This window comes from Streptomyces sp. NPDC028368, assembly GCF_055565615.1.
Genome location: NZ_JBVHTY010000005.1, coordinates 458,010 through 481,432, shown reverse-complemented (window position 1 = coordinate 481,432; position 23,423 = coordinate 458,010). Strand labels below are relative to the sequence as shown.

Genomic DNA, 23,423 nt, shown 5'->3' with positions numbered 1-23,423 from the left:
GGGTCGTATGTCCAGTCAGCCTGCCTCCGCCCTGCCCGACGACACCGGGCCCACCCTGCCCGCTCTGTCGGAGCGACTTCCCGAGTTGATGCTGCGCGACCAGCAGCGGCTGGGGCGCCGTCTCGACGGCGCACGCCGGATCCGTAAGCCCGAGGCCCGCGCGGCCGTGCTCGCCGAGATCTCCGACGGCATCGACGAAGCGGAGCTGCGGGTCGCCCAGCGGCGCGCCGCCGTGCCGGAGATCACGTATCCGGAAGAGCTGCCGGTCAGCCAGAAGAGAGACGAGATCTTCGCCGCGATACGCGACCACCAGGTCGTGATCGTCGCGGGCGAGACCGGCTCCGGCAAGACGACGCAGATCCCGAAGATCTGTATGGAGCTGGGGCGGGGTGTCCGCGGCCTGATCGGGCACACCCAGCCGCGCCGGATCGCGGCCCGTACGGTCGCCGAGCGGGTGGCCGAGGAGCTGCGGACGCCGCTGGGCGAGGCGGTCGGCTGGAAGGTCCGGTTCACGGACCAGGTCGGCGGCGACACGCTCGTGAAGCTGATGACGGACGGCATTCTGCTCGCGGAGATCCAGACGGACCGCGAGCTGCGCCAGTACGACACGATCATCATCGACGAGGCACACGAGCGCAGCCTCAATATCGACTTCATCCTGGGCTATCTGGCGCAGCTGCTGCCCAAGCGCCCGGATCTCAAGGTGGTCATCACCTCCGCGACCATCGATCCCCAGCGGTTCTCCCGGCATTTCGGGGAGGCGCCGATCGTCGAGGTCTCGGGGCGTACGTATCCGGTGGAGGTGCGGTATCGCCCGCTGCTGGAGGAGGACGGCCAGACTGCGGCTGATTTCAAGGACGCCGACCGCGACCAGATCACCGCGATCTGCGACGCCGTGGACGAGCTGCAGGCCGAGGGACCGGGCGACATCCTGGTCTTCCTCTCCGGCGAGCGGGAGATCCGCGACACCGCCGACGCGCTGATAAAGAAGAACCTCCGGTCGACGGAGGTGCTGCCGCTCTACGCCCGGCTGTCGCACGCCGAGCAGCACCGCGTCTTCCAGCGGCATACGGGCAGACGGATCGTGCTGGCCACGAACGTCGCCGAGACCTCGCTGACCGTCCCGGGCATCCGGTACGTCATCGACCCGGGCATGGCCCGTATCTCCCGCTACAGCTTCCGCACCAAGGTGCAGCGGCTGCCCATCGAACCGGTCTCGCAGGCCAGCGCCAATCAGCGCAAGGGCCGCTGCGGCCGGACGAGCGACGGCATCTGCATCCGGCTCTATTCCGAGGACGATTTCCTCACCCGGCCGGAATTCACCGACGCGGAGATTCTCCGTACGAATCTGGCCTCCGTCATTCTGCAGATGACCGCGGCCGGCCTGGGCGACATCGAGAAGTTCCCGTTCATCGATCCGCCGGACCGCCGCAACATCAAGGACGGCATCGATCTGCTGAGCGAGCTGGGTGCGCTCGATGCGAAGCAGAAGGATCCGAAGAAGCGGCTCACGCCGCTCGGCCGCAAGCTCTCCCAGCTGCCGGTGGACCCGCGGCTGGCCCGGATGGTGCTGGAGGCGGACCGTAACGGCTGCGTCCGCGAGGTCATGGTCATCGCGGCGGCGCTGTCCATCCAGGACCCCCGCGAGCGGCCCTCGGACAAGCAGCAGCAGGCCGATCAACAGCACGCCCGTTTCAAGGACGAGACGTCCGACTTCCTGGCGTTCCTCAATCTGTGGCGTTATGTCCGCGAGCAGCAGAAGGCGCTGTCCTCGTCGGCTTTCCGCCGGATGTGCCGGACCGAGTTCCTGAACTATCTGCGGATACGCGAGTGGCAGGACATCTACTCGCAGCTGCGTACGGTCGCCAAGTCCATGGGCATTCACCTCAGCGAGGAGGATGCCGCACCGGACCATATCCACACCGCGCTGCTCTCCGGTTTGCTTTCGCATATCGGACTGAAGGACACGGACGCCAAGAACGAATATCTGGGCGCCCGCAACGCCAAGTTCGCGGTGTTCCCCGGCTCCGCGCTCTTCAAGAAACCACCGCGCTGGGTGGTGTCCGCGGAGCTCGTCGAGACGTCCCGGCTGTGGGCCCGGGTGAACGCCAAGATCGAGCCCGAATGGGTCGAGCCGCTCGCCCAGCACCTGGTCAAGCGCACCTACAGCGAGCCGCACTGGGAACAGAAGATGGCCGCGGTGATGGCGTACGAGCGGGTCACGCTCTACGGCGTGCCGCTCGTCGCACAGCGCAAGATCACCTACGGACGGATCGACCCGGAGACCTCGCGCGATCTGTTCATCCGCAACGCCCTGGTGGAGGGCGATTGGCGTACCCACCACCAGTTCTTCCATGACAACCGCAAACTGCTCGGCGAGGTCGAGGAGTTGGAGCACCGCGCCAGGCGCCGCGACATCCTCGTGGACGACGAGACGCTCTTCGATTTCTACGACCAGCGCATTCCGGCGGATATCGTCTCCGGCGCGCATTTCGACGCGTGGTGGAAGCAGAAGCGGCAGGACGAACCGGAGCTGCTCAACTTCGAGCACTCGATGCTGATCAATGAATCCGCCGAGGCCGTCACCAAGGACGACTATCCGGATTCCTGGCGCCAGGGAAAGCTGAAGTTCAAGGTCACGTACCAGTTCGAGCCCGGCGCGGACGCGGACGGTGTCACCGTCCACATCCCCCTCCAGGTGCTCAACCAGGTCGCCTCCGAGGGCTTCGACTGGCAGATCCCGGGGCTGCGCGAGCAGCTGGTGACGGAGCTGATCCGGTCGCTGCCCAAGCCGATCCGGCGCAACTACGTGCCGGCACCGAACTTCGCGGCCCGCTTCCTGGACTCCACGGTGCCCCTGCAGGGCGCCCTCACCACCTCGCTGGCCGCCGGGCTGCAGCGGATGGTGGGCGTGCCGGTGCAGGCCGCGGACTTCGACACCGCCAAGATCCCCGACCATCTGAAGGTCACCTTCCGGGTGGTCGACGAACGGCGCCGCAAGCTCGCCGAGGACAAGGACCTGGAGGCGCTGCGGCTCCAGCTGAAGCCGAAGACCCGGGCCGCCATCTCCAAGGCCTTCGAGCAGGCCGCCGAACGCCCCGCCAAGGACCGCACGGGCGAGGGCGCGGCGCCGGCCGGCCCGGAGCAGCGCACGGGGCTCACGTCCTGGACGATCGGCGCGCTGCCGCGCACCTTCGAGACCCGGCGCGGGGGCCAGCCGCTGAAGGCCTACCCGGCGCTGGTGGACGAGGGCAGCAGCGTCGCCGTACGGCTCTTCGACACCGAGGCCGAGCAGCTGCAGGCGATGTGGGCGGGCACCCGCCGCCTCATCCTGCTCAACGTCCCCGCCAACCCCGCCAAGTTCGCCCAGGACAAGCTGAGCAACCAGCAGAAGCTCGCGCTGTCCCGCAATCCGCACGGCTCCATCCCGGCCCTCTTCGAGGACTGTGTGACGGCCGCCGCCGACCGCCTGATCGCGGCACGGGGCGGCCCGGCGTGGGACGAGGAGTCCTTCCGGAAGCTGTTCGACGCGGTGCGCGCCGACCTGGTCGACGCCACGCTGAAGACCATCCAGCAGGTCCAGGAGGTGCTGGCCGCCTGGCAGGCGTGCGAACGCCGCCTGAAGGACACCACGTTCCCCTCGCTGCTGCCGTCGCTGACGGACATCAGGGAACAGCTGGCGGCGCTCATCAGGCCGGGCTTCGTGACGGCGCACGGCGCCAAGCGGCTGCCGGACCTGATGCGCTATCTGGTGGCCGCCGACCGCCGGCTGCAGCAGCTGCCCACCAACGCCGAACGGGACCGCACCCGGATGGCGAAGGTGAAGGAGATGCAGGACGAATACGCCTGGCTGCTGGAGCAGTTCCCCAAGGGACGGCCGGTGCCGGCCGCCGCCCGGGAGATCCGCTGGATGATCGAGGAGCTGCGGGTGAGCTACTTCGCGCACGCGCTGGGCACCGCGTATCCGGTCTCGGACAAGCGCATCGTGAAGGCCGTGGACGCCGCCGCGCCCTGACGGGCGGGCGGCCGGCGGCATCGAGTTCGACCGCACCCCCTGACCTGCTGTAGAGTCTTGCTTCGCAGCCCGCCGCAAGCGGAAAGCGAAACGCAAGGTCCTGTGGAGCAGCTTGGAGTGCTCGCCACCCTGTCAAGGTGGAGGCCGCGGGTTCAAATCCCGTCAGGACCGCACTATTTACGGCCCGTATCCCCAGTGGATGCGGGCCGTTTTGCTGTGCTCACAGCGCCCGTACGGCCTTCGGGCCCCTCCGGCCGTCTTGACGGCGGCACGGGCCCCCGGTACTCACAGAGAAAGCATGGGGGCCGGGGAGGTGCGTGCGATGAGGACTGCGGCAAGGCACGAGACGAGGGCGCTGTTGCGGGCCCATCTGTCGGCCGCCACGAGGTACCGCCATCTGACGCGGCACTGCCCCGTCTGCCATCGGCTGCTCCGGCTCGTCATGGAGCCGCGCAAGGGCCGCTCGGGGGCGCCCACACCCGCGGAGCCCGCCGCCTCGTCGCCGGCCGTCTGTGGGCGACCTGCGGCGGAGGACCAAAGTCCCCCCACTCAGTGACCTGTGCCGCCTGCCCCACCCGTCTTGCGGTGGGAGGCTGTTGAGGCGGGACCGGGGAAAACGCATTACCGCAGCCGCCGCGTCTCCTTCAAGAAGTGCACCATGTGACGGGTGTCACCGAACAAGTTTCACGAAGTGCGGAACTTACACCCGTCCTACAACCAGTCAATTTAATATGTGCAATTGCACCACCCTCCGAAGACCCCGGATCGAGGGAGCGGGTCCGCGCAGGCGGGCCCCTCCAGGACCCCTGACGGCACCCTGGCCGCCGCCGGAGGCGACGTCGGCGCCAGGCCGACCCGGCCGCCGCGAGCGGCCGTAGAGCGGCCGTACACAAAAAAGATCGCGCTGGACCCGGCGGAGTCCAGCGCGATCGGTGACGTACCCAGATGGTGCGGGTGTGGGGCCTGTTGGGGCAGGCACCGCGTCATATGGAGCTGTAGTGCGGCAATGCGGGGTGGAGCAGGTCGAGCTATGTGGTGCGATGTCGGCATTTCCCGGGTTGGGGGGCCCGAAAACGGCCTGGTTATGCGGTTATTCAGGCCTCGCTGCGCTGCTGCGGGATACCCGCGAGCAGTGCGCGGACCTCAGCCTCGCGGTAACGCCGGTGCCCTCCGAGCGTGCGGATGGACGTGAGCTTGCCTGCCTTGGCCCAGCGGGTCACCGTCTTCGGGTCCACGCGGAACATCGTGGCAACCTCAGCGGGGGTAAGCAGCGGCTCGGCGTCAGGGGTGCGAGCGGTCATGAGCGGCCTCCTCGGGAGAACCGAACCATCACGGTTCTTTCCTCTAAATTCTGCACCTTGACCCGCGTTGCCCGAAATGGCGGACGCGGGCCGAGTCGGTTATAGGACGAACGGCTTGTCCTCGGCACTACAACTACACCATCTGTCCAGCCACGTCGGCCAAACCGATGGAATTGCCCTCTGAGGTGTTCAACCTCGGCGGAAGCCGATGGACCATGCCATAACGGACAGTCACTCGACCGTGACGATCAGTCACAACGTGATCAGGTGTCACAGACTCCTCAAGGAGCGCAATACCGATCTATCCGCCCTTAGTTGGACGGAAGGAGCCCCGGTAAGGCTCCTTGTCCTATTTTGGCACGAGGGTACGTCTTGGAGGCAAGGCCCGAAGTCAGTGCTTTAGGTCACGCTTGTTCCAATAGCCCGGATCAGGACCTACGTCCCGCACCTGTGGCCCTCAGCTGGAGAACTGGCGCTCGCGTACCGCACGCCACCGTTCCGCGAGCTTCTCGTAGGCGGCGCCGGCCCGCTCGCCGTCCCCGTCGCGCAGCGCCGCCAGCCCCTCCGCCACTTCCGCGGCGGAACGGTCCTCGGCGAGCTGCCCTTCGGGCACCGCGTGCACCAGGCCTCCGTAATCCAGCTCCACGAGGGAACGCGGGTGGAATTCTTCGAGCCAGCGCCCCACATCTACCAGGCCGTCGATCAGCGGACCCTCTTCCAGGGAGTCCCGCAGCGTACGAAGTCCGCGCGCGACCCGCCGTCTGGCCTGCACCATTGGCGTCCGGTAACGCAGCAGGAGACCGTCGTCACTCTTGGTGAACTCCCGCTCGACGTCGTCGAACAGCACGAACCAGCGCACCGGGACATGCCAGGTGGCGGCACGGATCCAGGGCCGGGCCTCCGGGTTGCGCTCGCGCCACTGTTCGTAGTCGGTGGCCGCCTGCCGGCGCACCACCGGGGGCAGCGCCACGTCCAGCACCGACGCCGGCAGCAGCTCCTCCAGCCCCTCCAGGGCCTGCCAGCCGCGCAGCCGGGTGCGCCACGGGCAGACGCAGGTCACGTCGTCCACGACGGCGATGAACGCGTCCGCGCTCTCGTGGACCGGCACCGGTACCGGCGGCACCGGCAGCAGATCGGCCAGCGCCCGGCGCTGTTCGTCCTGCGCGGTGGGGGTTTCCTCGCGCTTGGCGTAGCGCGCCCAGTGAGAGCGTTCCGGCTCGGGGAACGCTGCGAGCGGCTCATAGACCCGCAGATACGCCACATACGGGACCATCACCGACGACGCCAAGGCCACGCCCGCTCCTTCACAGGAAAGTCCGTTCAAGGGCCGTTGAAAGGGAAGCCCGCCACCAGGAGCTGTCTGCCCCGCCCGGCCCGGGATACGGCAAATCGTCCCATGCCCTTCCCTCGCGAGGGGGTGATCCCCGGTACCCGGCCGATCAACCCGCAGCGCAGGTCTTACGCTCTTCACAACCGGCCCTCCCCACCCGCAGGGGGGCGTCCTCCGCGACTTATGGGAGTCACCACCGTGACTGACGTACGTCCTGCCTCCGTCAGTGTCGACGGCGGCGTTCTGCAGAGCCTGTTCCGGTCGGAGCAGGGCGGCCATGAGCAGGTCGTTCTCTGCCAGGACCGTGCCAGCGGCCTCAAGGCCGTGATCGCCATCCACAGCACCGTCCTGGGCCCCGCCCTCGGCGGCACCCGCTTCCACCCGTACGCCTCCGAGGAGGAGGCCGTACAGGACGCGCTCAACCTCTCGCGCGGCATGTCCTACAAGAACGCCCTGGCCGGGCTGGACCACGGCGGCGGCAAGGCGGTGATCATCGGCGATCCCGATGTGATCAAGACCGATGAACTGCTGCTCGCCTATGGCCGGTTCGTGGCTTCCCTCGGGGGCCGCTATGTCACCGCGTGCGATGTCGGTACGTACGTCGCCGACATGGACGTCGTCGCCCGTACGAACAAATGGACCACCGGCCGCTCCCCCGAGAACGGCGGCGCCGGCGACTCCTCCGTGCTGACCGCCTACGGCGTCTTCCAGGGCATGCGTGCCTCGGCCCAGCACCAGTGGGGCGACCCGACGCTGCGCGGCCGCAAGGTCGGTATCGCGGGCGTCGGCAAGGTGGGCCACCACCTGGTCGAGCACCTCCTCCAGGACGGCGCCGAGGTCGTGATCACGGACGTACGCACCGAGTCCGTGGACCGGATCCTCGCCCGGCACCCCCAGGTGACCGCCGTCGCGGACACCGAGACGCTGATCCGCACCGAGGGCCTGGATGTGTACGCACCGTGCGCCCTGGGCGGCGCGCTCAACGACGCCTCGCTGCCCGTGCTGACCGCCAAGGTGGTGTGCGGCGCGGCGAACAACCAGCTCGCGCACCCCGGCGTCGAGAAGGACCTGTCCGACCGCGGCATCCTCTACGCCCCGGATTACGTCGTGAATGCCGGCGGCGTCATCCAGGTGGCCGATGAGCTGCACGGCTTCGACTTCGACCGGTGCAAGGCCAAGGCGACGAAGATCTTCGACACCACGCTGGCGATATTCGCTCGAGCGAAGGCGGACGGCATCCCGCCGGCCGCTGCCGCCGACCGGCTCGCCGAGGCCCGGATGGCGGCGGGCACGCCCGCCTGACCTGCGGGGGGGCAGCTCGCCACGCGATCTCCTGGCCGAAAACATGCCCTTGCGCGGCCCGCCACGGGAGGTTGAGGAGACTTCGCTCACCACCCGTCGGCGGGTCGCCGTACAGGACAGGTTAAAATCGCAGATGACCAGCGGGGAAAGGGCGACCCGCAGGTCATGCCGAGCGGTGGGTGATGCGGGCGACGTACCGTATGGCCGCGGAAGCAGGTACCGTTAAAGCTCTACGGGCCGGTCTCTCTGTCGAGAGCCCGCTCTGAATCATGAACGCGTGTCAAGACTCTGGGGCCATTGAGCCCCGTCATTGAGGGGGTCGACCCATGGGGCGCGGCCGGGCCAAGGCCAAGCAGACAAAGGTCGCCCGCCAGCTGAAGTACAGCAGCGGTGGGACGGATCTCTCACGACTGGCCGACGAGCTGGGAGCATCGCCGTCGAGCCAGCAGCCGCCGAACGGGGAACCGTTCGAGGATGACGAGGACGACGACGACCCGTACGCCCAGTACGCGGATCGGTACAACGATGACGACGAGGACGAGGGAGACTCCTCCGACCAGCGTCGTCGCGCCTGACGCTCTGTGCGTACGCGGCACCGAGAAAAGCATCAAGGACCCGGTCCGGGCATGTGCCCGGAGCCGGGTTCTGTGCTGCTCAGGTAGTTCTGTGCTGCTCGGAGGATCAGAGGATCTGCGCTGCCCGAATGATGGCGGGTGACGGCGCAGCGCGCCGCCGGGGCCGCCGGTGCGGCGGCCCCCTGCCTCGGTTGGCTGTAGCCCGGCCGACCGCTCAGCCGGCGTAGTCGCCGGTCAGCGTCACGGCCTCGGTGTGCTCGCCGCGGTCGACGATCTCGCCGCTGACCCAGGCGTCCACTCCGCGGTCCGCCAGCGTGGTCAGGGCGACGTCCACCGACTCCTGCGGGACCACGGCGATCATGCCGACGCCCATGTTCAGGGTCTTCTCCAGCTCCAGGCGCTCGACGGAGCCCGCGGAGCCGACCAGGTCGAAGACCGGGCCCGGCGTCCAGGTGGAGCGGTCGACGGTGGCGTGCAGGCCGTCCGGGATCACTCGGGCGAGGTTGTTGGCCAGCCCGCCGCCGGTGATGTGCGAGAAGGCGTGCACCTCGGCCGTACGGGTCAGTGCCAGGCAGTCCAGCGAGTAGATCTTGGTGGGCTCCAGGAGCTCCTCACCGAGCGTGCGGCCGAACTCGGCGATCTCCTGGTCCAGGGCCATGCCCGCCCGGTCGAACAGCACATGACGGACCAGCGAGTACCCGTTCGAGTGAAGTCCGGAGGACGCCATCGCGATCACCGCGTCACCCGTACGGATGCGATCGGCGCCCAGCACCCGGTCCGCCTCGACGACGCCCGTACCGGCGCCGGCGACATCGAACTCGTCCACGCCCAGCAGCCCCGGGTGCTCCGCGGTCTCGCCGCCGACCAGCGCACAGCCGGCCAGGACGCAGCCCTCGGCGATGCCCTTGACGATCGCGGCGACCCGCTCCGGGTAGACCTTGCCGACGCAGATGTAGTCGGTCATGAACAGCGGCTCGGCGCCGCAGACGACCAGGTCGTCGACGACCATGCCGACGAGGTCGTGGCCGATGCTGTCGTAGACGCCCATCTTGCGGGCGATGTCGACCTTGGTGCCGACGCCGTCGGTGGCCGAGGCCAGCAGCGGGCGCTCGTACCGCTTGAGGGCGGACGCGTCGAAGAGGCCGGCGAAGCCGCCGAGCCCGCCGACGACCTCGGGGCGGGTGGCCTTCTTCACCCACTCCTTCATCAGGTCCACGGCACGGTCGCCGGCTTCGATGTCGACGCCCGCGCTCGCGTAGCTGGCACCAGTGGACTCTGCAGCGGACATGGCTGAGAACTTTCGTTGTGGGTGTGTACGAGCTCTACGGGCGACGCAGCGCGTCGGCGCCGCCGACCCCGGCCGTGAGCGACTGCACGCCGTCCACGTCGGACTTCGTCGGGGCCCCGGTCTCCGACTCCAGGAGGTGCTTGCCCAGCAGCCCCGGGTCGGGCAGCTCCATCGGGTACTCGCCGTCGAAGCAGGCGCGGCACAGATTCGGCTTGGCGATCGTGGTCGCCTCGATCATGCCGTCGATGGAGATGTACGCCAGGGAATCGGCGCCCAGCGACTTACCGATCTCTTCCACGCTCAGGCCGTTGGCGATCAGCTCCGCGCGGGTGGCGAAGTCGATGCCGAAGAAGCACGGCCACTTGATCGGCGGGGAGGAGATCCGGATGTGCACCTCGGCCGCGCCGGCCTCGCGGAGCATCCGCACCAGCGCGCGCTGGGTGTTGCCGCGGACGATCGAGTCGTCGACGACCACCAGGCGCTTGCCGCGGATGACTTCCTTGAGCGGGTTGAGCTTGAGACGGATACCGAGCTGGCGGATGGTCTGCGAGGGCTGGATGAAGGTCCGGCCGACGTAGGAGTTCTTGACCAGGCCGGAGCCGTACGGGATGCCGCTGGCTTCGGCGTAGCCGACCGCGGCGGGGGTGCCGGACTCCGGCGTCGCTATCACCAGGTCGGCGTCGGCCGGCGCCTCGGCGGCCAGCTTGCGGCCCATCTCCACCCGGGAGAGGTACACGTTGCGGCCGGCGATGTCGGTGTCCGGGCGGGCGAGGTAGACGTACTCGAAGACACAGCCCTTGGGCCGGGCCTCGGCGAAGCGGCTGCTGCGCAGGCCGTTCTCGTCGATGGCGACCATCTCGCCGGGCTCGATCTCCCGGATGAAGCTGGCGCCACAGATGTCCAGGGCGGCGGTCTCGGAGGCCACCACCCAGCCGCGCTCCAGGCGGCCGAGGACCAGCGGGCGGATGCCCTGCGGGTCGCGGGCGGCGTAGAGCGTGTGCTCGTCCATGAAGCAGAGCGAGAAGGCGCCCATGACCTTGGGGAGCACGCGGGGCGCGGCATCCTCCACGGTCAGCGGCTTGCCGTCCTCGTCGACCTGGCCGGCCAGCAGGGCCGTCACCAGGTCGGTGTCATTGGTGGCCGCGACCTGGGTCGCCCGGCCGCCCTCACGGGGCAGCGCGGCGACCATGTCCGCCAGCTCCGCGGTGTTGACCAGGTTGCCGTTGTGGCCGAGCGCGATCGAGCCGTGCGCGGTGGCGCGGAACGTCGGCTGGGCGTTCTCCCACACCGAGGCACCGGTGGTGGAGTAGCGGGCATGGCCCACGGCGATATGGCCCTGGAGGGAGCCGAGGGAAGTCTCGTCGAAGACCTGGGAAACCAGGCCCATGTCCTTGAAAACGAGGATCTGGGAGCCGTTGCTCACCGCGATGCCCGCGGACTCCTGTCCACGGTGCTGCAGCGCATACAGCCCGAAATAGGTGAGCTTGGCGACCTCTTCACCCGGAGCCCAGACACCGAAGACGCCGCAAGCGTCCTGGGGGCCCTTCTCGCCGGGGAGCAGGTCGTGGTTGAGTCGTCCGTCACCACGTGGCACGTCCCCGAGTCTAGGGCAGGTCGCGCATTCATCCGAACCGGGGATGGTCCCGAACCTGGATGACTGCATGAACGCAGCGTTAAGCGTGCTTGACGCGGCCGCGCGATCACGGCCAGGATTTCTGCTCATGCAGACCCCGCAGCCCTTGGCGCGCCTGGTGTGTCGCCGGGTGCCCCGCCTCGCGCGGCCTCTGGTGCGGCGCCGCCACGTCGACCTCGGTCACGTCGCCAGCGCCATCTGTCGCTGTGCGTCTGCGCAGTAGCCACGGGTAGCGACGTCTTCGCTCACGCGTCGGCGACACCCTCACTGAGCTGCGTCTTCTAGCGTTTTCAGCCACTCACCCTGTATGGCGGATTTTCCCTGCATCCGGCTTTTATGCCGAATGGGCCCCGTCCTGCCCGTGTGAGATACGCGACGCCCCGAGTGCCGCCGCCGTCCCCGGGGGCCGACGCGCCGCATCACGGCCCATCACGATCTCCCTGGAGAGCCGAACCGATGTCTTCCGTCGACCCTGCCCACCCTTCCGCGCCCGAAAAGTCCGATGGTTCCGCAGGCGCGTCCGCCATATCGCGGCGCAGTTTCGGCGGCCTGGCCGGCGGCGTGGGTGCCGTGGCCGCCGTGGGCGGTCTCGGTGCCGTGGCAGGCGCGCCGAGCGCCGCCGCCGCCGAACCGCCGCGGCCCCATGAGCGGGCGTTCCGCGCCGTACCCGGCCGCCATTCGCGCCGCCCCAACATCCTCTTCATCCTCGGGGACGACCTGGGCTGGGCCGATCTGTCCTCCTACGGATCGCCCGACATCCGTACGCCCCATCTGGACCGGCTCGCGCGACAGGGCGTGCGCTTCACCCAGGCCTACGCGGGCTCCGCGACCTGCTCGCCCACCCGCTTCAGCCTCTACACCGGTCGCTATCCGGGCCGTACGAAGGGCGGCCTGGCCGAGCCCATCGCCGACAAGAGCGTGGGGCTGGACCCGCACCACCCCACCCTCGCCTCGCTGCTGCGCACCGCCGGCTACGACACCGCGCTGATCGGCAAATGGCACTGCGGCTATCTGCCGGACTACAGCCCCACCAGGTCGGGGTGGAACACATTTTTCGGGAACTTCGGCGGGGCGCTGGAGTACTACTCGAAGCTGGGGCTCGCCGGGGAGTACGACCTGTACGAGGGCGACGCCGAGTACAAGGACCTGCGGTACTACACGCGGATCATCACCGAGCGGGCCGTCGACTACCTCGCGCGCGACCACGACAAGCCCTGGCTGCTCAATCTGAACTTCACCACTCCCCACTGGCCGTGGATCGCGGACGGCGACCAGGCGGAGAGCGCGAAGATCGTCCGCCGGATCAAGGCGGGCGAGCCGGGCGCGCTGTGGCACGAGGACGGCGGCTCGCTGGAGAAGTACCGGGAGATGGTCGAGGACCTGGACCGCTCGATCGGCGAGGTGCTGGCCGCGCTGAGGCGCTCCGGCCAGGAGGAGGACACCCTCGTCTTCTTCGCCAGCGACAACGGCGGCGAGCGGTGGTCGTACAACTGGCCGCTGTCCGGGAACAAGGCCTCGCTCCAGGAAGGCGGCATCCGGGTGCCGACCATCGTGCGCTGGCCGTCCCGGCTCGACGGCGGCCAGGTCAGCCATGAGCCGGTGTTCACCCCGGACTGGACGGCGACCCTGCTGGAGATCGCGGGGGCCCGCCCGGACCGCGCGTACCCGCTGGACGGTACGAGCCTGGCGGGCTATCTGCTGCGCGGTGAGCGGCTCGCCGAGCGCGATCTGTTCTGGCGGGTACGCGGCGAGCGGGCGCTGCGCCGCGGCGACTGGAAGTACTACCGGGGCAAGGACGGCAAGGACCGGCTGTTCGACGTGGCGAACGATCCCCGCGAGCAGGCTGACAAGGCGACGGACGACAAGCAGCTGCTGGGGCGGCTGCGGGCCGCCTGGGAAGCCGTGGACGGGACGCTGCTGGCCTATCCGGCGAAGTAACCGGCACGGGATCGGTACGGGACTCCGGTCAGCTCAGTACGGGCAGATACCCGCCGATGTCGGCGCGCTCACCGCTGGCGCTGACGGCCGCCGCCTCCAGCGCCTCGCCCCATGCCGCACGGCCGGTGGCGAGGCGCAGCCAGGTCAGCGGGTCGGTCTCGACGACGTTGGGCGGGGTGCCGCGGGTGTGCCGGGGGCCCTCGACGCACTGCACCACCGCGAACGGGGGCACCCGCACCTCCACCGACCCGCCGGGCGCCTTGACTGCCAGCGCGTCGGCCAGCAGCCGGGTGGCTATCGCCAGGGCCTGCCGGTCGTACGGGATCTCCGCGCCCAGCGCCGCCGCCAGGTCATCGGTGTGCACCACCAGCTCGATACACCGGGTGACCAGATAGTCCGCCACCCGCATCGCGCCGAGGCGGGTGGTGATGACGCGGTCGTCGGCGGTGCGCGGAAGCACCTCGGCGAGCTCCTCGGCGGTGCGCGTGAGCAGCTCGAGCGGATCGTGCGCGGCGGCCAGGGCGCGGGTGTCGTCGTCGATCCCGGCGGCGAACCGGACGGTGGCGGACGGCCAGTCCAGCAGCTCGGTCTCGACGGCCGGCGGGGCCGGCTCCCGCAGATTCCGCGCCACGCTGCCGATCGCCATCGACAGATGCGCGGCCAGCTCCCGCACCGTCCAGTCGCCGAGCCGGGTCGGCAGCGCGAACTGCTCGGGCGTCAGATCCGCCACGGCCTGACGGACCTGATCGAACTGGGCCGTGACGGCGGCACGGGTCTTCTTCGCGTCGTACTGGCGAACGCGCGGCTTCCGGGCGGCGGATGACATGAGATCAGCGTAGGCGGCACCACTGACAGCCGCCCCGGGATTCAGTGGCCCGGCGTCGCCACCGGCCCCGCAACGGCCACGAACCTCTCGCCGTTGTGCGGGACCCCGAGGCCACGCCAGGTGAAGGGCACGCCGTCGGCGGTGTCCGGTTCGGCGGTGTTCATGAGCTGGAAGTGGACGTGCGGTTCGGTGCTGTTGCCGGAGTTGCCGCACTGGCCGAGCTGCTGTCCGGCCCGTACCCGGTCGCCGGGACGGACGGTGAGCGAGCCGCGCCGGACGTGGGCGTAGAGCGCGTACGTACCGTCGCCCAGGTCGAGGATCACATGGTTGCCGATCACGCGCCGGGCGCCGCCCACCGGGCGGACGACCGCCTCGACGAGGAAGAAGTAGGCGAGCGCGAGCCAGGACGTACGGCTGAGGTGGTCGCGCTGGCCGTCCTCGGCGTGTACGACGGTGGCGTCGGCGACGGCGAGCAGATCCGCGCCGAACGCCGGGAAGTCCTCGTTGCGCCGCGCCAGGGGCCACCAGCCGAACCCGGGGCGGCAACGGTCCTCCGGCTCCGCCGTGATGTCGATGGCGTAGGCCTGTCCGTAGGCCCGTGTGCCATGACTGGGGACCTTGTCGGCGGGGCTGTTCAGCGCCCTCCAGCGGCCGGTGACGGGTGCGGCGATCGCTACCGCCTCGGCGGTGGACTCGGTCACCGGGCGCTCCTCGGCCCCGCCGGCCCTGCGGTTCACCCCGAGCCCGATCACCAGCCACAGGCCGAGCGGGATCCAGCCCCACCAGTAGAGGCCGTCGACGAAGTAGCTCGCGACGGATATCACCAGGAAGGCCGCCAGGCAGACACGGGCGGCCCACTGGGAGATCTTCCGCAGCGACCGGGACCGGGCGGACCGGGACCGGGTGGAATGGGTCTGGGTGGACTGGGTCTGGGTGGACTGGGTCTGGGACTTCATCGGTGTTCCCCCTGGAATCGGCCGGGCGGCGTCAGCGCTCGGCGGCGGTCAACATCACCAGCAGCGGTACGACCCGGGCGACCGGTACCTCGTATCGGCCGCGGGCGGCCGTGTGCAGCCAGCCGGCGGCGGTCAGCTGCCGCAGATGGTGGTAGATCTGGCCGGTCGTACCGGTGCCCTCGAGCTCGGTGAGTTCGGCGGCGGTGCACCGGCCACCGAGGATCTCGCGCAGCAGACGCAGCCGTACGGGCTGGCCGAGCGCCGCGAAGGACTCCGCGGCCTCGCCCCAGTCGCGGTCCAGCACGCTGTCGGTGACCAGGCCGTACTGCCACTCGTAGCGCTTGCCGGAGGGCGTCCGTACGGCGCCGGTGAACAGCACCCCGCCATTGTCCGCACCCAGCTCGGCGAGCTGCTCCTTCAGGCCGCGCAGGGCCCACAGGTCGTCTCCGGCGTCCCGTTCGGGCGCGGGCGCGGGCTCGGCAGCCCGCTCGGAGGCCTGCTCCAGCGCGGCCAGGCGGCGCTCCAGATCGGCGACCCGCTGCTCAAGATCCATAGGCAGATGTTACGTAATTACGTAATCGCTGACAAGTCTTGTCCCGGAAGCCGAAACGGCCCGCCGGGCGTACCGGCGGGCCGTTTCGTGGGACGTACGGAAGAGCAGCGCTCAGGCGATCAGCGCCGGGATCGTCGCCTCATGCGACTCCTTCAGCTCGCTCAGCGGGATGCTGAACTGCCCCTGGAGGTCGATCTCCGCGCCGTCGATCACGCCGATGCGGGTGGCCGGCAGCCCCCGCGCACCGCACATGTCGGTGAAGCGAAGCTCCTCGCTGCGCGGAACGGCGACGATCGCCCGGCCCGCGGACTCCGAGAAGAGGAAGACGAACGGGTCGATACCGTCCGGAACGACCAGGCGAGCGCCCTTGCCGCCCCGCAGGCACGACTCCACCAGGGCCTGGACCAGACCGCCGTCGGAGAGGTCGTGCGCCGCATCGACCATGCCGTCGCGCGAGGCCGAGATCAGGATCTCGGCAAGCAGCCGCTCACGCTCCAGATCGACCTTCGGCGGCAGCCCGCCGAGGTGGTCGTGCACCACCTGCGACCACGCCGAGCCGCCCAGCTCCGCGCGGGTGTCACCCAGGAGGTAGATCAGGTGGCCCTCGTCCGCGAACGCCATCGGCGTACGACGGTTGACGTCATCGATGACTCCCAGCACCGCGACCACGGGCGTCGGGTGGATCGCCACGTCGCCGGTCTGGTTGTAGAGCGAGACATTGCCGCCGGTGACGGGCGTACCGAGCGTCTGGCAGGCGTCGGCCAGACCACGGGTGGCCTCGGCGAACTGCCACATGACCGCCGGGTCCTCGGGCGAGCCGAAGTTGAGGCAGTCGGAGATGGCGAGCGGCTTGGCGCCGGTGGCGGCGACATTGCGGTACGCCTCGGCCAGAGCCAGCTGCGCACCCGCGTACGGGTCGAGCTTGGCGTACCGGCCGTTGCCGTCGGTGGCCACCGCCACGCCCAGGTCGGAGTCCTCGTCGATGCGCACCATGCCGGAGTCCTCCGGCTGGGCGAGCACGGTGTTGCCCTGGACGAACCTGTCGTACTGGTCGGTGATCCACGCCTTGGAGGCCTGGTTGGGCGAGGCCACCAGCTTGAGGACCTGCGCACGCAGCTCCTCGGCGTTGGCCGGCCGCGCCAGCTTGCCCGCGTCGTCCGCCTGGAGGGCGTCCTGCCAGTCCGGGCGCGCGTACGGCCGGTGGTAGGTCGGGCCCTCATGGGCGACGGAGCGCGGCGGTACGTCCACGATCTGCTCGCCGTGCCAGAAGATCTCCAGCTGCGAGCCGTCCGTCACCTCACCGATGACGGTCGCGATGACGTCCCACTTCTCGCAGATCTCCAGGAAGCGGTCGACCTTCCCGGGCTCGACGATCGCGCACATCCGCTCCTGCGACTCGCTCATGAGGATTTCCTCGGGCGAGAGGGAGGAGTCACGCAGCGGGACGGTGTCCAGCTCGACGCGCATACCGCCCGAGCCGGCGCTGGCCAGCTCGCTGGTGGCGCAGGACAGCCCGGCGCCGCCGAGGTCCTGGATGCCGTCGACCAGGTCTTCCCGGAAGATCTCCAGGGTGCACTCGATGAGCAGCTTCTCCTGGAAGGGGTCGCCCACCTGGACGGCCGGCCGCTTGGCGGGCTTGCTGTCGTCGAAGGTCTCCGACGCCAGCACGGAGACGCCGCCGATGCCGTCGCCGCCCGTGCGGGCACCGTAGAGGATGACCTTGTTGCCGGCGCCGGACGCCTTGGCGAGGTGGATGTCCTCGTGCTTCATCACGCCCACGCAGAGCGCGTTGACCAGCGGGTTTCCCTGGTAGCAGGGGTCGAAGACGACCTCGCCGCCGATGTTGGGCAGGCCCAGGCAGTTGCCGTAGCCGCCGATGCCGGCGACGACACCGGGGAGCACCCGCTTGGTGTCGGGGTGGTCGGCCGCACCGAACCGCAGCGGGTCCATCACGGCGACCGGCCGGGCGCCCATCGCGAGAATGTCGCGGACGATGCCGCCCACTCCGGTGGCCGCGCCCTGGTAGGGCTCGATGTACGAGGGGTGGTTGTGCGACTCCACCTTGAAGGTGACCGCGTAGCCCTGGCCGACGTCGACGACACCGGCGTTCTCCCCGATGCCGACGAGCAGGGCGTCGGTCTTCGGGGCCTTCTCGCCGAACTGCTTCAGATGGACCTTGCTGCTCTTGTAGGAGCAGTGCTCGGACCACATGACCGAGTACATGGCGAGCTCGGCGCCCGTGGGACGGCGGTCCAGGATCTCCCTGATCCGCTCGTACTCGTCCTGCTTCAGGCCCAGTTCGGCCCACGGCTGGTCGACGTCGGGCGTCTCGGTTGCGTGCTTGACGGTGTCGAGAGTCATGCGTTGACCAGCTTCTTCAGGATCGAGGTGAAGAATCCGAGGCCGTCGGTACGGCCCGTACCGATCAGCGGCTCGACGGCGTGCTCGGGGTGCGGCATGAGGCCGACGACATTGCCCGCCTCATTGGTGATGCCGGCGATGTCCCGGAGCGAACCGTTGGGGTTCTTGTCCAGATAGCGGAAGGCAACCCGGCCCTCGGCCTCCAGCATGTCGAGCGTGCGCTCGTCGGCGACGTACCGTCCGTCGATGTTCTTCAGCGGTACGGAGATCTCCTGGCCGGCCGTGTAATCGGTGGTCCAGGCGGTGGTGTCGTTCTCCACCCGCAGCTTCTGGTCGCGGCAGATGAAGTGCAGATGGTTGTTGCGCAGCATGGCGCCGGGCAGCAGGTGGGTCTCGGTGAGCACCTGGAAGCCGTTGCAGATACCCAGAACCGGCATACCGGCCTTGGCCCGCTCGATAACGGTCTCCATCACCGGCGAGAAACGGGAGATGGCCCCGGCCCGCAGGTAGTCGCCGTAGGAAAAGCCGCCGGGCAGGACCACGGCGTCGACCTGCTTGAGGTCCTTGTCCCGGTGCCACAACGGCACCGCTTCGGCTCCGGCCACTCGGACCGCACGCTGGGTGTCGCGGTCGTCGAGTGTGCCGGGGAAGGTAATGACTCCAATACGAGCGGTCATGATCCGGCCTCGGCCGGCTCGTCAACCCGAACGGTGAAGTCTTCGATAACGGTGTTTGCGAGGAAGGTCTCGGCCATCTCGTGGATGCGAGCGAGGGCGGCGTCATCGACCGGACCCTCCACCTCGAGTTCGAAACGCTTGCCCTGACGGACGTCGGCGATCCCCTCGAAACCCAGGCGTGGCAGTGCGCGCTGCACCGCCTGCCCCTGCGGGTCGAGGATCTCCGGCTTGAGCATGACGTCGACTACGACGCGTGCCACTGGCACTCCCGGTGGTGTGGTGCGTAAGGCGGTGACCTCACAGTACCGTGTTCGAAAATCTACGCGCATAGATATCCGGCACCTCCATCACGGTCCGGTATCGGCCGGAGTGCGCGCCAAGGAAAATCCTCGAAAAGATCTAGGGTCCGGATTGCGGAGGACACGCTGAGAAAATTAACTGGGCTTCACAATGCAATGCTCATCGCTGTACAAATGAAAAAGCATTGATCCCAATCAGCCGGATCTGCAGCATCGCCCCATGTCAAGACGGGGTTGCTGCACGAAAGGACCGATATCCGTGGCGCAGCGCGTAGTAGTAACGCTCTCCGATGACATCGACGGCGGAGAAGCCGCAGAGACGGTCACCTTCGGATTGGACGGGAAGTCGTACGAGATCGACCTCAATCCCGCCAATGCGAAGAAACTGCGCAGCGCACTCGCCCCGTTCGTCGAGGCGGGCCGCAAGCGGTCGAAGTCCGGCAAGGCCTACCACCGGACCGCAGTGACCCCCGACCCCGCGGCGGTCCGGGCCTGGGCCCGCTCCAACCAGATGGACGTCCCCCCGCGCGGCCGGATCCCCAAGAAGGTTTACGAGGCCTTCAACGCCGCCAACCACTAACCAACTTGCCGGCGCTCCGCGACCCCGTGCAGCCGACTTGCACAGCACCCCTACTGATCAGCTAGAGTCTGGAGCACGCCGAGGGGCGAGGCCGAAAGGCCGGACCTCACGGAGTCACGCGGGTGTAGCTCAGTAGTAGAGCGCCCCCTTTCCAAGGGGGAGGCGCAGTGTGCAATCCCTGTCACCCGCTCTGACTGCTCAACCGATCCTTGGCCGTAAGAAGTCAAAGGATCAGGTAGAGTAGCTGTCGCGCCGCTCGGTGAAAGCCGGGTGGATGCCTGCGGACGTAGCTCAGTTGGTAGAGCGCAACCTTGCCAAGGTTGAGGTCGCGAGTTCGAGCCTCGTCGTCCGCTCAAAAAAGAAGGCCCCGGTCATCGCGACCGGGGTCTTCTTCGTTTCCCGGTGGGCTCTCCCCCTTACCTCGCGTCCCCTTCCCTGCTTCCACCCGCGCAACTGACATTTGTCATCAGCTGCGATGACAGGTCGCACTGCCGGGAGCGCGGAAGCGGCGGAACGCTGGATACATGAACTTCGGGGAGACAAACGGCGGGGCTATCGCCCGCGGCAGCGCCAGGATCGCCCGATCCGGGGAGCGCGTGATCGACGTCACGGGCCTGCGCAGACAGTACGGGAGCGCCGGCCGGCGCTCGAGCGCACGGAAGAGCTTTGAGGCGGTGCGCGGGATCGACTTCTCCGTCGCACGCGGGGAGCTGTTCGCGCTGCTGGGGACGAACGGCGCGGGCAAGACCTCCACCGTCGAACTGCTGGAGGGGCTGGCCGCACCGACCGCGGGACGGGTGCGGGTGCTCGGCCACGATCCGTTCACCGAGCGGCGGCGAGTGCGGCCGCGTATCGGCGTCATGCTGCAGGAGGGCGGCTTTCCGCCCGAGCTCACACCCGCCGAGACGCTGCGGCTGTGGGCGGGGTGCACCAGCGGGGCGCGGCCGGTCGATGAAGCCCTCGCGTCCGTGGGGCTGGCACGTCGGGCGGACGTCCGGGTCAAGCAGCTCTCCGGGGGCGAGCGCCGGCGGCTGGACCTCGCGCTGGCCCTGCTGGGACGGCCCGAGGTGCTGTTTCTCGACGAGCCGACGACCGGACTGGACACCGAAGCGCGGCACCAGACGTGGGATTTGGTACGGGAGCTGCGCGACGGCGGGACGACGATCGTGCTGACCACGCACTATCTGGAAGAGGCCGAGGCGCTGGCGGACCGCCTGGCGATCTTGCACAACGGCCGGATAGCGGCGGCCGGACAGGTTGCGGAGGTGGTTGCCACGCAGCCCTCGCACATTTCCTTCGAGCTTCCCGAGGGCTTCTTGCTCGGAGATCTTCCGCCGCTGGGAGAGCTGGGCGTCGTCGGGCACGAAACGACGCGACGCACGGTCCGGCTGCGGACGGATGAGCTGCAGCGGGCGGCCACCGGACTGCTGGTGTGGGCGCGGGACAAGGGGATAGCGCTGCGTGGCCTGGATGTCAGATCCGCATCCCTCGAAGAGGCATTTCTGCAGATAGCAAAGGGAGCGGAGAAGGAGACGGAGACGGGGATGGAGACGCAGAAGGAGAACGAGAAGGAGGGGGCGAGCGTATGAGTGCGGGAGTGATGAACGTGGCTGTGGAGGAGTGCGCGGAAGTGCGTGCGGGAACCAGTGCAGGAACCAGCGCGGGAGCGCGGCTACTCGCCCTCGGGCGGGCGGAGTTGACGCTTCTCGGCCGTAACAAAACCGCGCTGTACATGACGCTTTTCGTGCCCGTCGCGCTCGCGTTCGCCATGAAACAGACGCTCGGCGGAATGGACCTGTCGGGGACGGGGTTGTCGATGGGCACGGTGCTGCTGCCCGCGACGCTCGGCTATGTCCTGCTCTTCGGCGTCTACTCGAACATGACCGGCGCGTATGTCGCCCGTCGCGAGCAGCTGGTTCTCAAGCGGCTGCGCACCGGCGAGCTGTCCGATCCGGAGATCCTGGCCGGGACGGCGCTGCCCTCGGCGGTGTTGGGGCTGGTGCAGTGTGTGCTGCTGGTCGTCCTGGGCGGAGTGGTGCTGGATGTCGAACAGCCCGACTCTCCTGATCTGCTGATCGCCGGGGTCCTGATCGGCATGGTCATCGTTGTGGCCTTCGCCGCGGCGTCGTCCGCGCTCGCCAGAACGACCGAAGCCGCACAGCTGGTCACGCTCCCGTTGATGGTGCTGTCGCTGGGCGGGTCCGGCATAACGGTTCCGCTGGACATGCTGCCGGACGGGATCTCGGCCGTACTCGAACTGCTGCCGCTGTCACCGGCGATGGAGCTGATACGGGCCGGCTGGACCGGCGAAGCGGATTCCGGGGAGGTCCTCAAGCAGCTGGTCCTCGGATTGGTGTGGGCGGGAATCGCGGTGTTGGCTGTGCAGCGGTGGTTCCGCTGGGAGCCGCGGCGCTAGCGGCGTACGACGGCAAGCGGGGCGTACGCCGAACGGGAACGGGAACGGGGGCAGAAACTCATGATCGGACGGCTGCTGGCGAACTGGCGGAAGCGGACCCGGTTTCAGCAGGTGGACGCGTATTTCCGCTGGACGCTGGCCCTCGTTCCCTGGATGACGGCGCTCGGCTGCGTGCCGCCGGTGGTCAGTGCCGCCGCCGAGGGGCCGCTGGTCCTCGCCCTGGCCCTCGTCGCCCTGGGGGTGAGCGTGGTCCAGGGGATCGTCATGATCAAGGTGTTCCGGCACGCTCTGCGGCGCTATCTCGGACAAGGCCCGGCACCGCACCGCCTGCTGATCGCCTCGGCCGCGCTGGCCCTCGTCATCGATATCGCGCTCTTCGCGCTGATGGTGATGAGGGCAAACGGCAAAAACAGCGGGGAGCTGGCCTATGCGGCGCTTGCCGCGGTGGGGGCGGTCACACCGCCCTGCATGGGCTACAGCCTCGCCGTGTCCAAGAGGCGGTACCTGGCCTCGACGGGCATCGCGGGTGTCGGACTGACGGTGCTGGTCGGATTGCTGACACAGATGTGGGGGTTGTCGCTGCTCGCCGCGGCCTACCTGGTCGGCGCAGGACTGTGGAGTTTTGCGCTGGCCCGGCCCTCGGGGTGGGTCATCGCCGTGTTCGGGGAGCTGGACGCGGCGCGCAGCACCCAGGCGCGGCTCGCGGTGGCCGAGGAACGGCTGAGGTTCGGCCGGGATCTGCACGACGTGATGGGCCGGAATCTGGCGGTGATCGCGCTGAAGAGCGAGCTGGCGGTGCAACTGGCCCGGCGGGAGCGCCCGGAGGCGGTTGACCAGATGGTGGAGGTGCAGCGGATCGCCCGGGAGTCGCAGCGGGAGGTGCGGGAGGTGGTGCGCGGATACCGAAAGGCCGACCTGCGGGCGGAGTTGGCCGGGGCGCGCTCGATATTGCTCGCGGCCGGCGTCGACTGCCGTATCGCGGGCGAGGAGGGTACGCAGCTGTCGCCGGTGGTGCAGTCCGCACTCGCCTGGGTCGTACGCGAGGGCACCACGAACGTACTGCGGCATGCCGCCGATGTCCGTCGCTGCACCATCCGGACCCGTGTCGATCCGCAGCGCTCCGTACTGGTGCTGACCATGGAGAACGACGGTGTCACGGCGCCGTTGGGTGCCATGCCCCGGCCCGCGTCCGGCAGTGGGCTCAAGGGTCTGCGGGAGCGGTTGGAGCCTTTGGAGGGGACGTTGGAGGCGGGTCAGGGGTCCGGGGGCTGCTACCGGCTGACGGTCGAGTTGCCGGTAGGGGAAGGGGCGGGTGGCGGTGAGCTTGTGGGTGTGGCCGACGGGATGGCGGGTGGGGTGAGTGACGGGTGAGT

Annotated in this window: 19 protein-coding genes and 3 tRNA genes; 12 read left to right on the top strand and 10 right to left on the bottom strand. The window is 68.9% G+C overall.

The window, feature by feature from the left end:
* The first annotated feature begins 7 nt into the window (after positions 1-7).
* The 3 genes from hrpA (at position 8) to ACZ4S3_RS15035 (ending at position 4,571) form a co-directional block, all read left to right on the top strand.
* On the top strand, positions 8-4,015 hold the full coding sequence (hrpA, locus tag ACZ4S3_RS15045; RefSeq protein WP_467932379.1) for an ATP-dependent RNA helicase HrpA: 4,008 nt from the start codon (positions 8-10) through the stop codon (positions 4,013-4,015).
* A gap of 96 nt (positions 4,016-4,111) precedes the next feature.
* Positions 4,112-4,186: transfer RNA gene (locus ACZ4S3_RS15040), tRNA-Asp, on the top strand.
* Between the two features lie 28 nt (positions 4,187-4,214).
* The gene (locus tag ACZ4S3_RS15035) at positions 4,215-4,571 is read left to right on the top strand and encodes a DUF6274 family protein (protein WP_467932375.1); all 357 of its coding nucleotides are present in this window, start codon (positions 4,215-4,217) and stop codon (positions 4,569-4,571) included.
* A gap of 538 nt (positions 4,572-5,109) precedes the next feature.
* Here ACZ4S3_RS15035 and bldC read toward each other — a convergent pair.
* Positions 5,110-5,316 (bottom strand): developmental transcriptional regulator BldC, encoded by a 207-nt coding sequence (gene bldC / locus ACZ4S3_RS15030; RefSeq protein WP_003949541.1) that lies wholly within the window; start codon positions 5,314-5,316, stop codon positions 5,110-5,112.
* Positions 5,317-5,773: 457 nt separating this feature from the next.
* Entirely contained in the window at positions 5,774-6,610 is an 837-nt protein-coding gene (locus ACZ4S3_RS15025) for a DUF8083 family protein (protein WP_467932371.1), read from the bottom strand.
* A gap of 219 nt (positions 6,611-6,829) precedes the next feature.
* Between ACZ4S3_RS15025 and ACZ4S3_RS15020 the strand changes: the two genes are divergently transcribed.
* A complete protein-coding gene (locus tag ACZ4S3_RS15020) occupies positions 6,830-7,948 on the top strand; it encodes a Leu/Phe/Val dehydrogenase (protein WP_467932367.1) in 1,119 nt (372 codons plus the stop codon).
* Positions 7,949-8,274: 326 nt separating this feature from the next.
* Positions 8,275-8,523 (top strand): DUF3073 domain-containing protein, encoded by a 249-nt coding sequence (locus tag ACZ4S3_RS15015; protein ID WP_467932363.1) that lies wholly within the window; start codon positions 8,275-8,277, stop codon positions 8,521-8,523.
* A 214-nt stretch (positions 8,524-8,737) separates the two neighbouring features.
* Here ACZ4S3_RS15015 and purM read toward each other — a convergent pair whose 3' ends face one another.
* Both purM and purF read right to left on the bottom strand, forming a co-directional pair.
* Positions 8,738-9,811: a phosphoribosylformylglycinamidine cyclo-ligase gene (purM, locus tag ACZ4S3_RS15010; protein ID WP_467932359.1), complete on the bottom strand. Its 1,074-nt coding sequence runs from the start codon at positions 9,809-9,811 to the stop codon at positions 8,738-8,740.
* A 34-nt stretch (positions 9,812-9,845) separates the two neighbouring features.
* The gene (purF, locus tag ACZ4S3_RS15005; protein ID WP_467932355.1) at positions 9,846-11,405 is read right to left on the bottom strand and encodes an amidophosphoribosyltransferase; all 1,560 of its coding nucleotides are present in this window, start codon (positions 11,403-11,405) and stop codon (positions 9,846-9,848) included.
* A gap of 495 nt (positions 11,406-11,900) precedes the next feature.
* Here purF and ACZ4S3_RS15000 point away from each other — a divergent pair, with 495 nt between their 5' ends.
* A complete protein-coding gene (locus ACZ4S3_RS15000; RefSeq protein WP_467932350.1) occupies positions 11,901-13,382 on the top strand; it encodes a sulfatase family protein in 1,482 nt (493 codons plus the stop codon).
* Between the two features lie 28 nt (positions 13,383-13,410).
* Here ACZ4S3_RS15000 and ACZ4S3_RS14995 read toward each other — a convergent pair whose 3' ends face one another.
* The 6 genes from ACZ4S3_RS14995 to purS form a co-directional block, all read right to left on the bottom strand.
* A complete protein-coding gene (locus ACZ4S3_RS14995) occupies positions 13,411-14,208 on the bottom strand; it encodes a maleylpyruvate isomerase family mycothiol-dependent enzyme (RefSeq protein WP_467932346.1) in 798 nt (265 codons plus the stop codon).
* Between the two features lie 41 nt (positions 14,209-14,249).
* Positions 14,250-15,164 carry a M23 family metallopeptidase gene (locus tag ACZ4S3_RS14990; RefSeq protein WP_467932341.1) on the bottom strand — a complete coding sequence of 305 codons (915 nt, stop codon included), beginning with the start codon at positions 15,162-15,164 and terminating at the stop codon, positions 14,250-14,252.
* Positions 15,165-15,195: 31 nt separating this feature from the next.
* Complete coding sequence (locus tag ACZ4S3_RS14985) at positions 15,196-15,717, bottom strand: ArsR/SmtB family transcription factor (protein ID WP_467932336.1); 522 nt, start codon at positions 15,715-15,717, stop codon at positions 15,196-15,198.
* A 111-nt stretch (positions 15,718-15,828) separates the two neighbouring features.
* Positions 15,829-18,078, bottom strand: a complete 2,250-nt coding sequence (purL, locus tag ACZ4S3_RS14980) for a phosphoribosylformylglycinamidine synthase subunit PurL (protein WP_467932332.1) — start codon at positions 18,076-18,078, stop codon at positions 15,829-15,831.
* The gene (gene purQ / locus ACZ4S3_RS14975) at positions 18,075-18,755 is read right to left on the bottom strand and encodes a phosphoribosylformylglycinamidine synthase subunit PurQ (RefSeq protein ID WP_467932327.1); all 681 of its coding nucleotides are present in this window, start codon (positions 18,753-18,755) and stop codon (positions 18,075-18,077) included. The genes purL and purQ overlap by 4 nt, the downstream gene beginning before the upstream one ends.
* Positions 18,752-19,015, bottom strand: a complete 264-nt coding sequence (gene purS / locus ACZ4S3_RS14970) for a phosphoribosylformylglycinamidine synthase subunit PurS (protein ID WP_083106018.1) — start codon at positions 19,013-19,015, stop codon at positions 18,752-18,754. The genes purQ and purS overlap by 4 nt, the downstream gene beginning before the upstream one ends.
* A gap of 298 nt (positions 19,016-19,313) precedes the next feature.
* Here purS and ACZ4S3_RS14965 point away from each other — a divergent pair, with 298 nt between their 5' ends.
* The 6 genes from ACZ4S3_RS14965 (at position 19,314) to ACZ4S3_RS14940 (ending at position 23,421) form a co-directional block, all read left to right on the top strand.
* On the top strand, positions 19,314-19,634 hold the full coding sequence (locus tag ACZ4S3_RS14965; RefSeq protein ID WP_467932320.1) for a histone-like nucleoid-structuring protein Lsr2: 321 nt from the start codon (positions 19,314-19,316) through the stop codon (positions 19,632-19,634).
* Between the two features lie 118 nt (positions 19,635-19,752).
* Positions 19,753-19,824 (top strand) — tRNA-Gly (locus tag ACZ4S3_RS14960).
* A gap of 90 nt (positions 19,825-19,914) precedes the next feature.
* A tRNA-Gly gene (locus tag ACZ4S3_RS14955) sits at positions 19,915-19,987 on the top strand.
* Positions 19,988-20,158: 171 nt separating this feature from the next.
* Positions 20,159-21,223, top strand: a complete 1,065-nt coding sequence (locus tag ACZ4S3_RS14950; protein WP_467932316.1) for an ABC transporter ATP-binding protein — start codon at positions 20,159-20,161, stop codon at positions 21,221-21,223.
* Positions 21,220-22,050, top strand: a complete 831-nt coding sequence (locus ACZ4S3_RS14945; protein ID WP_467932311.1) for an ABC transporter permease — start codon at positions 21,220-21,222, stop codon at positions 22,048-22,050. Before ACZ4S3_RS14950 ends, ACZ4S3_RS14945 begins: the two co-directional genes overlap by 4 nt.
* A gap of 60 nt (positions 22,051-22,110) precedes the next feature.
* Positions 22,111-23,421: a sensor histidine kinase gene (locus ACZ4S3_RS14940; protein WP_467932308.1), complete on the top strand. Its 1,311-nt coding sequence runs from the start codon at positions 22,111-22,113 to the stop codon at positions 23,419-23,421.
* Positions 23,422-23,423 lie beyond the last annotated feature (2 nt).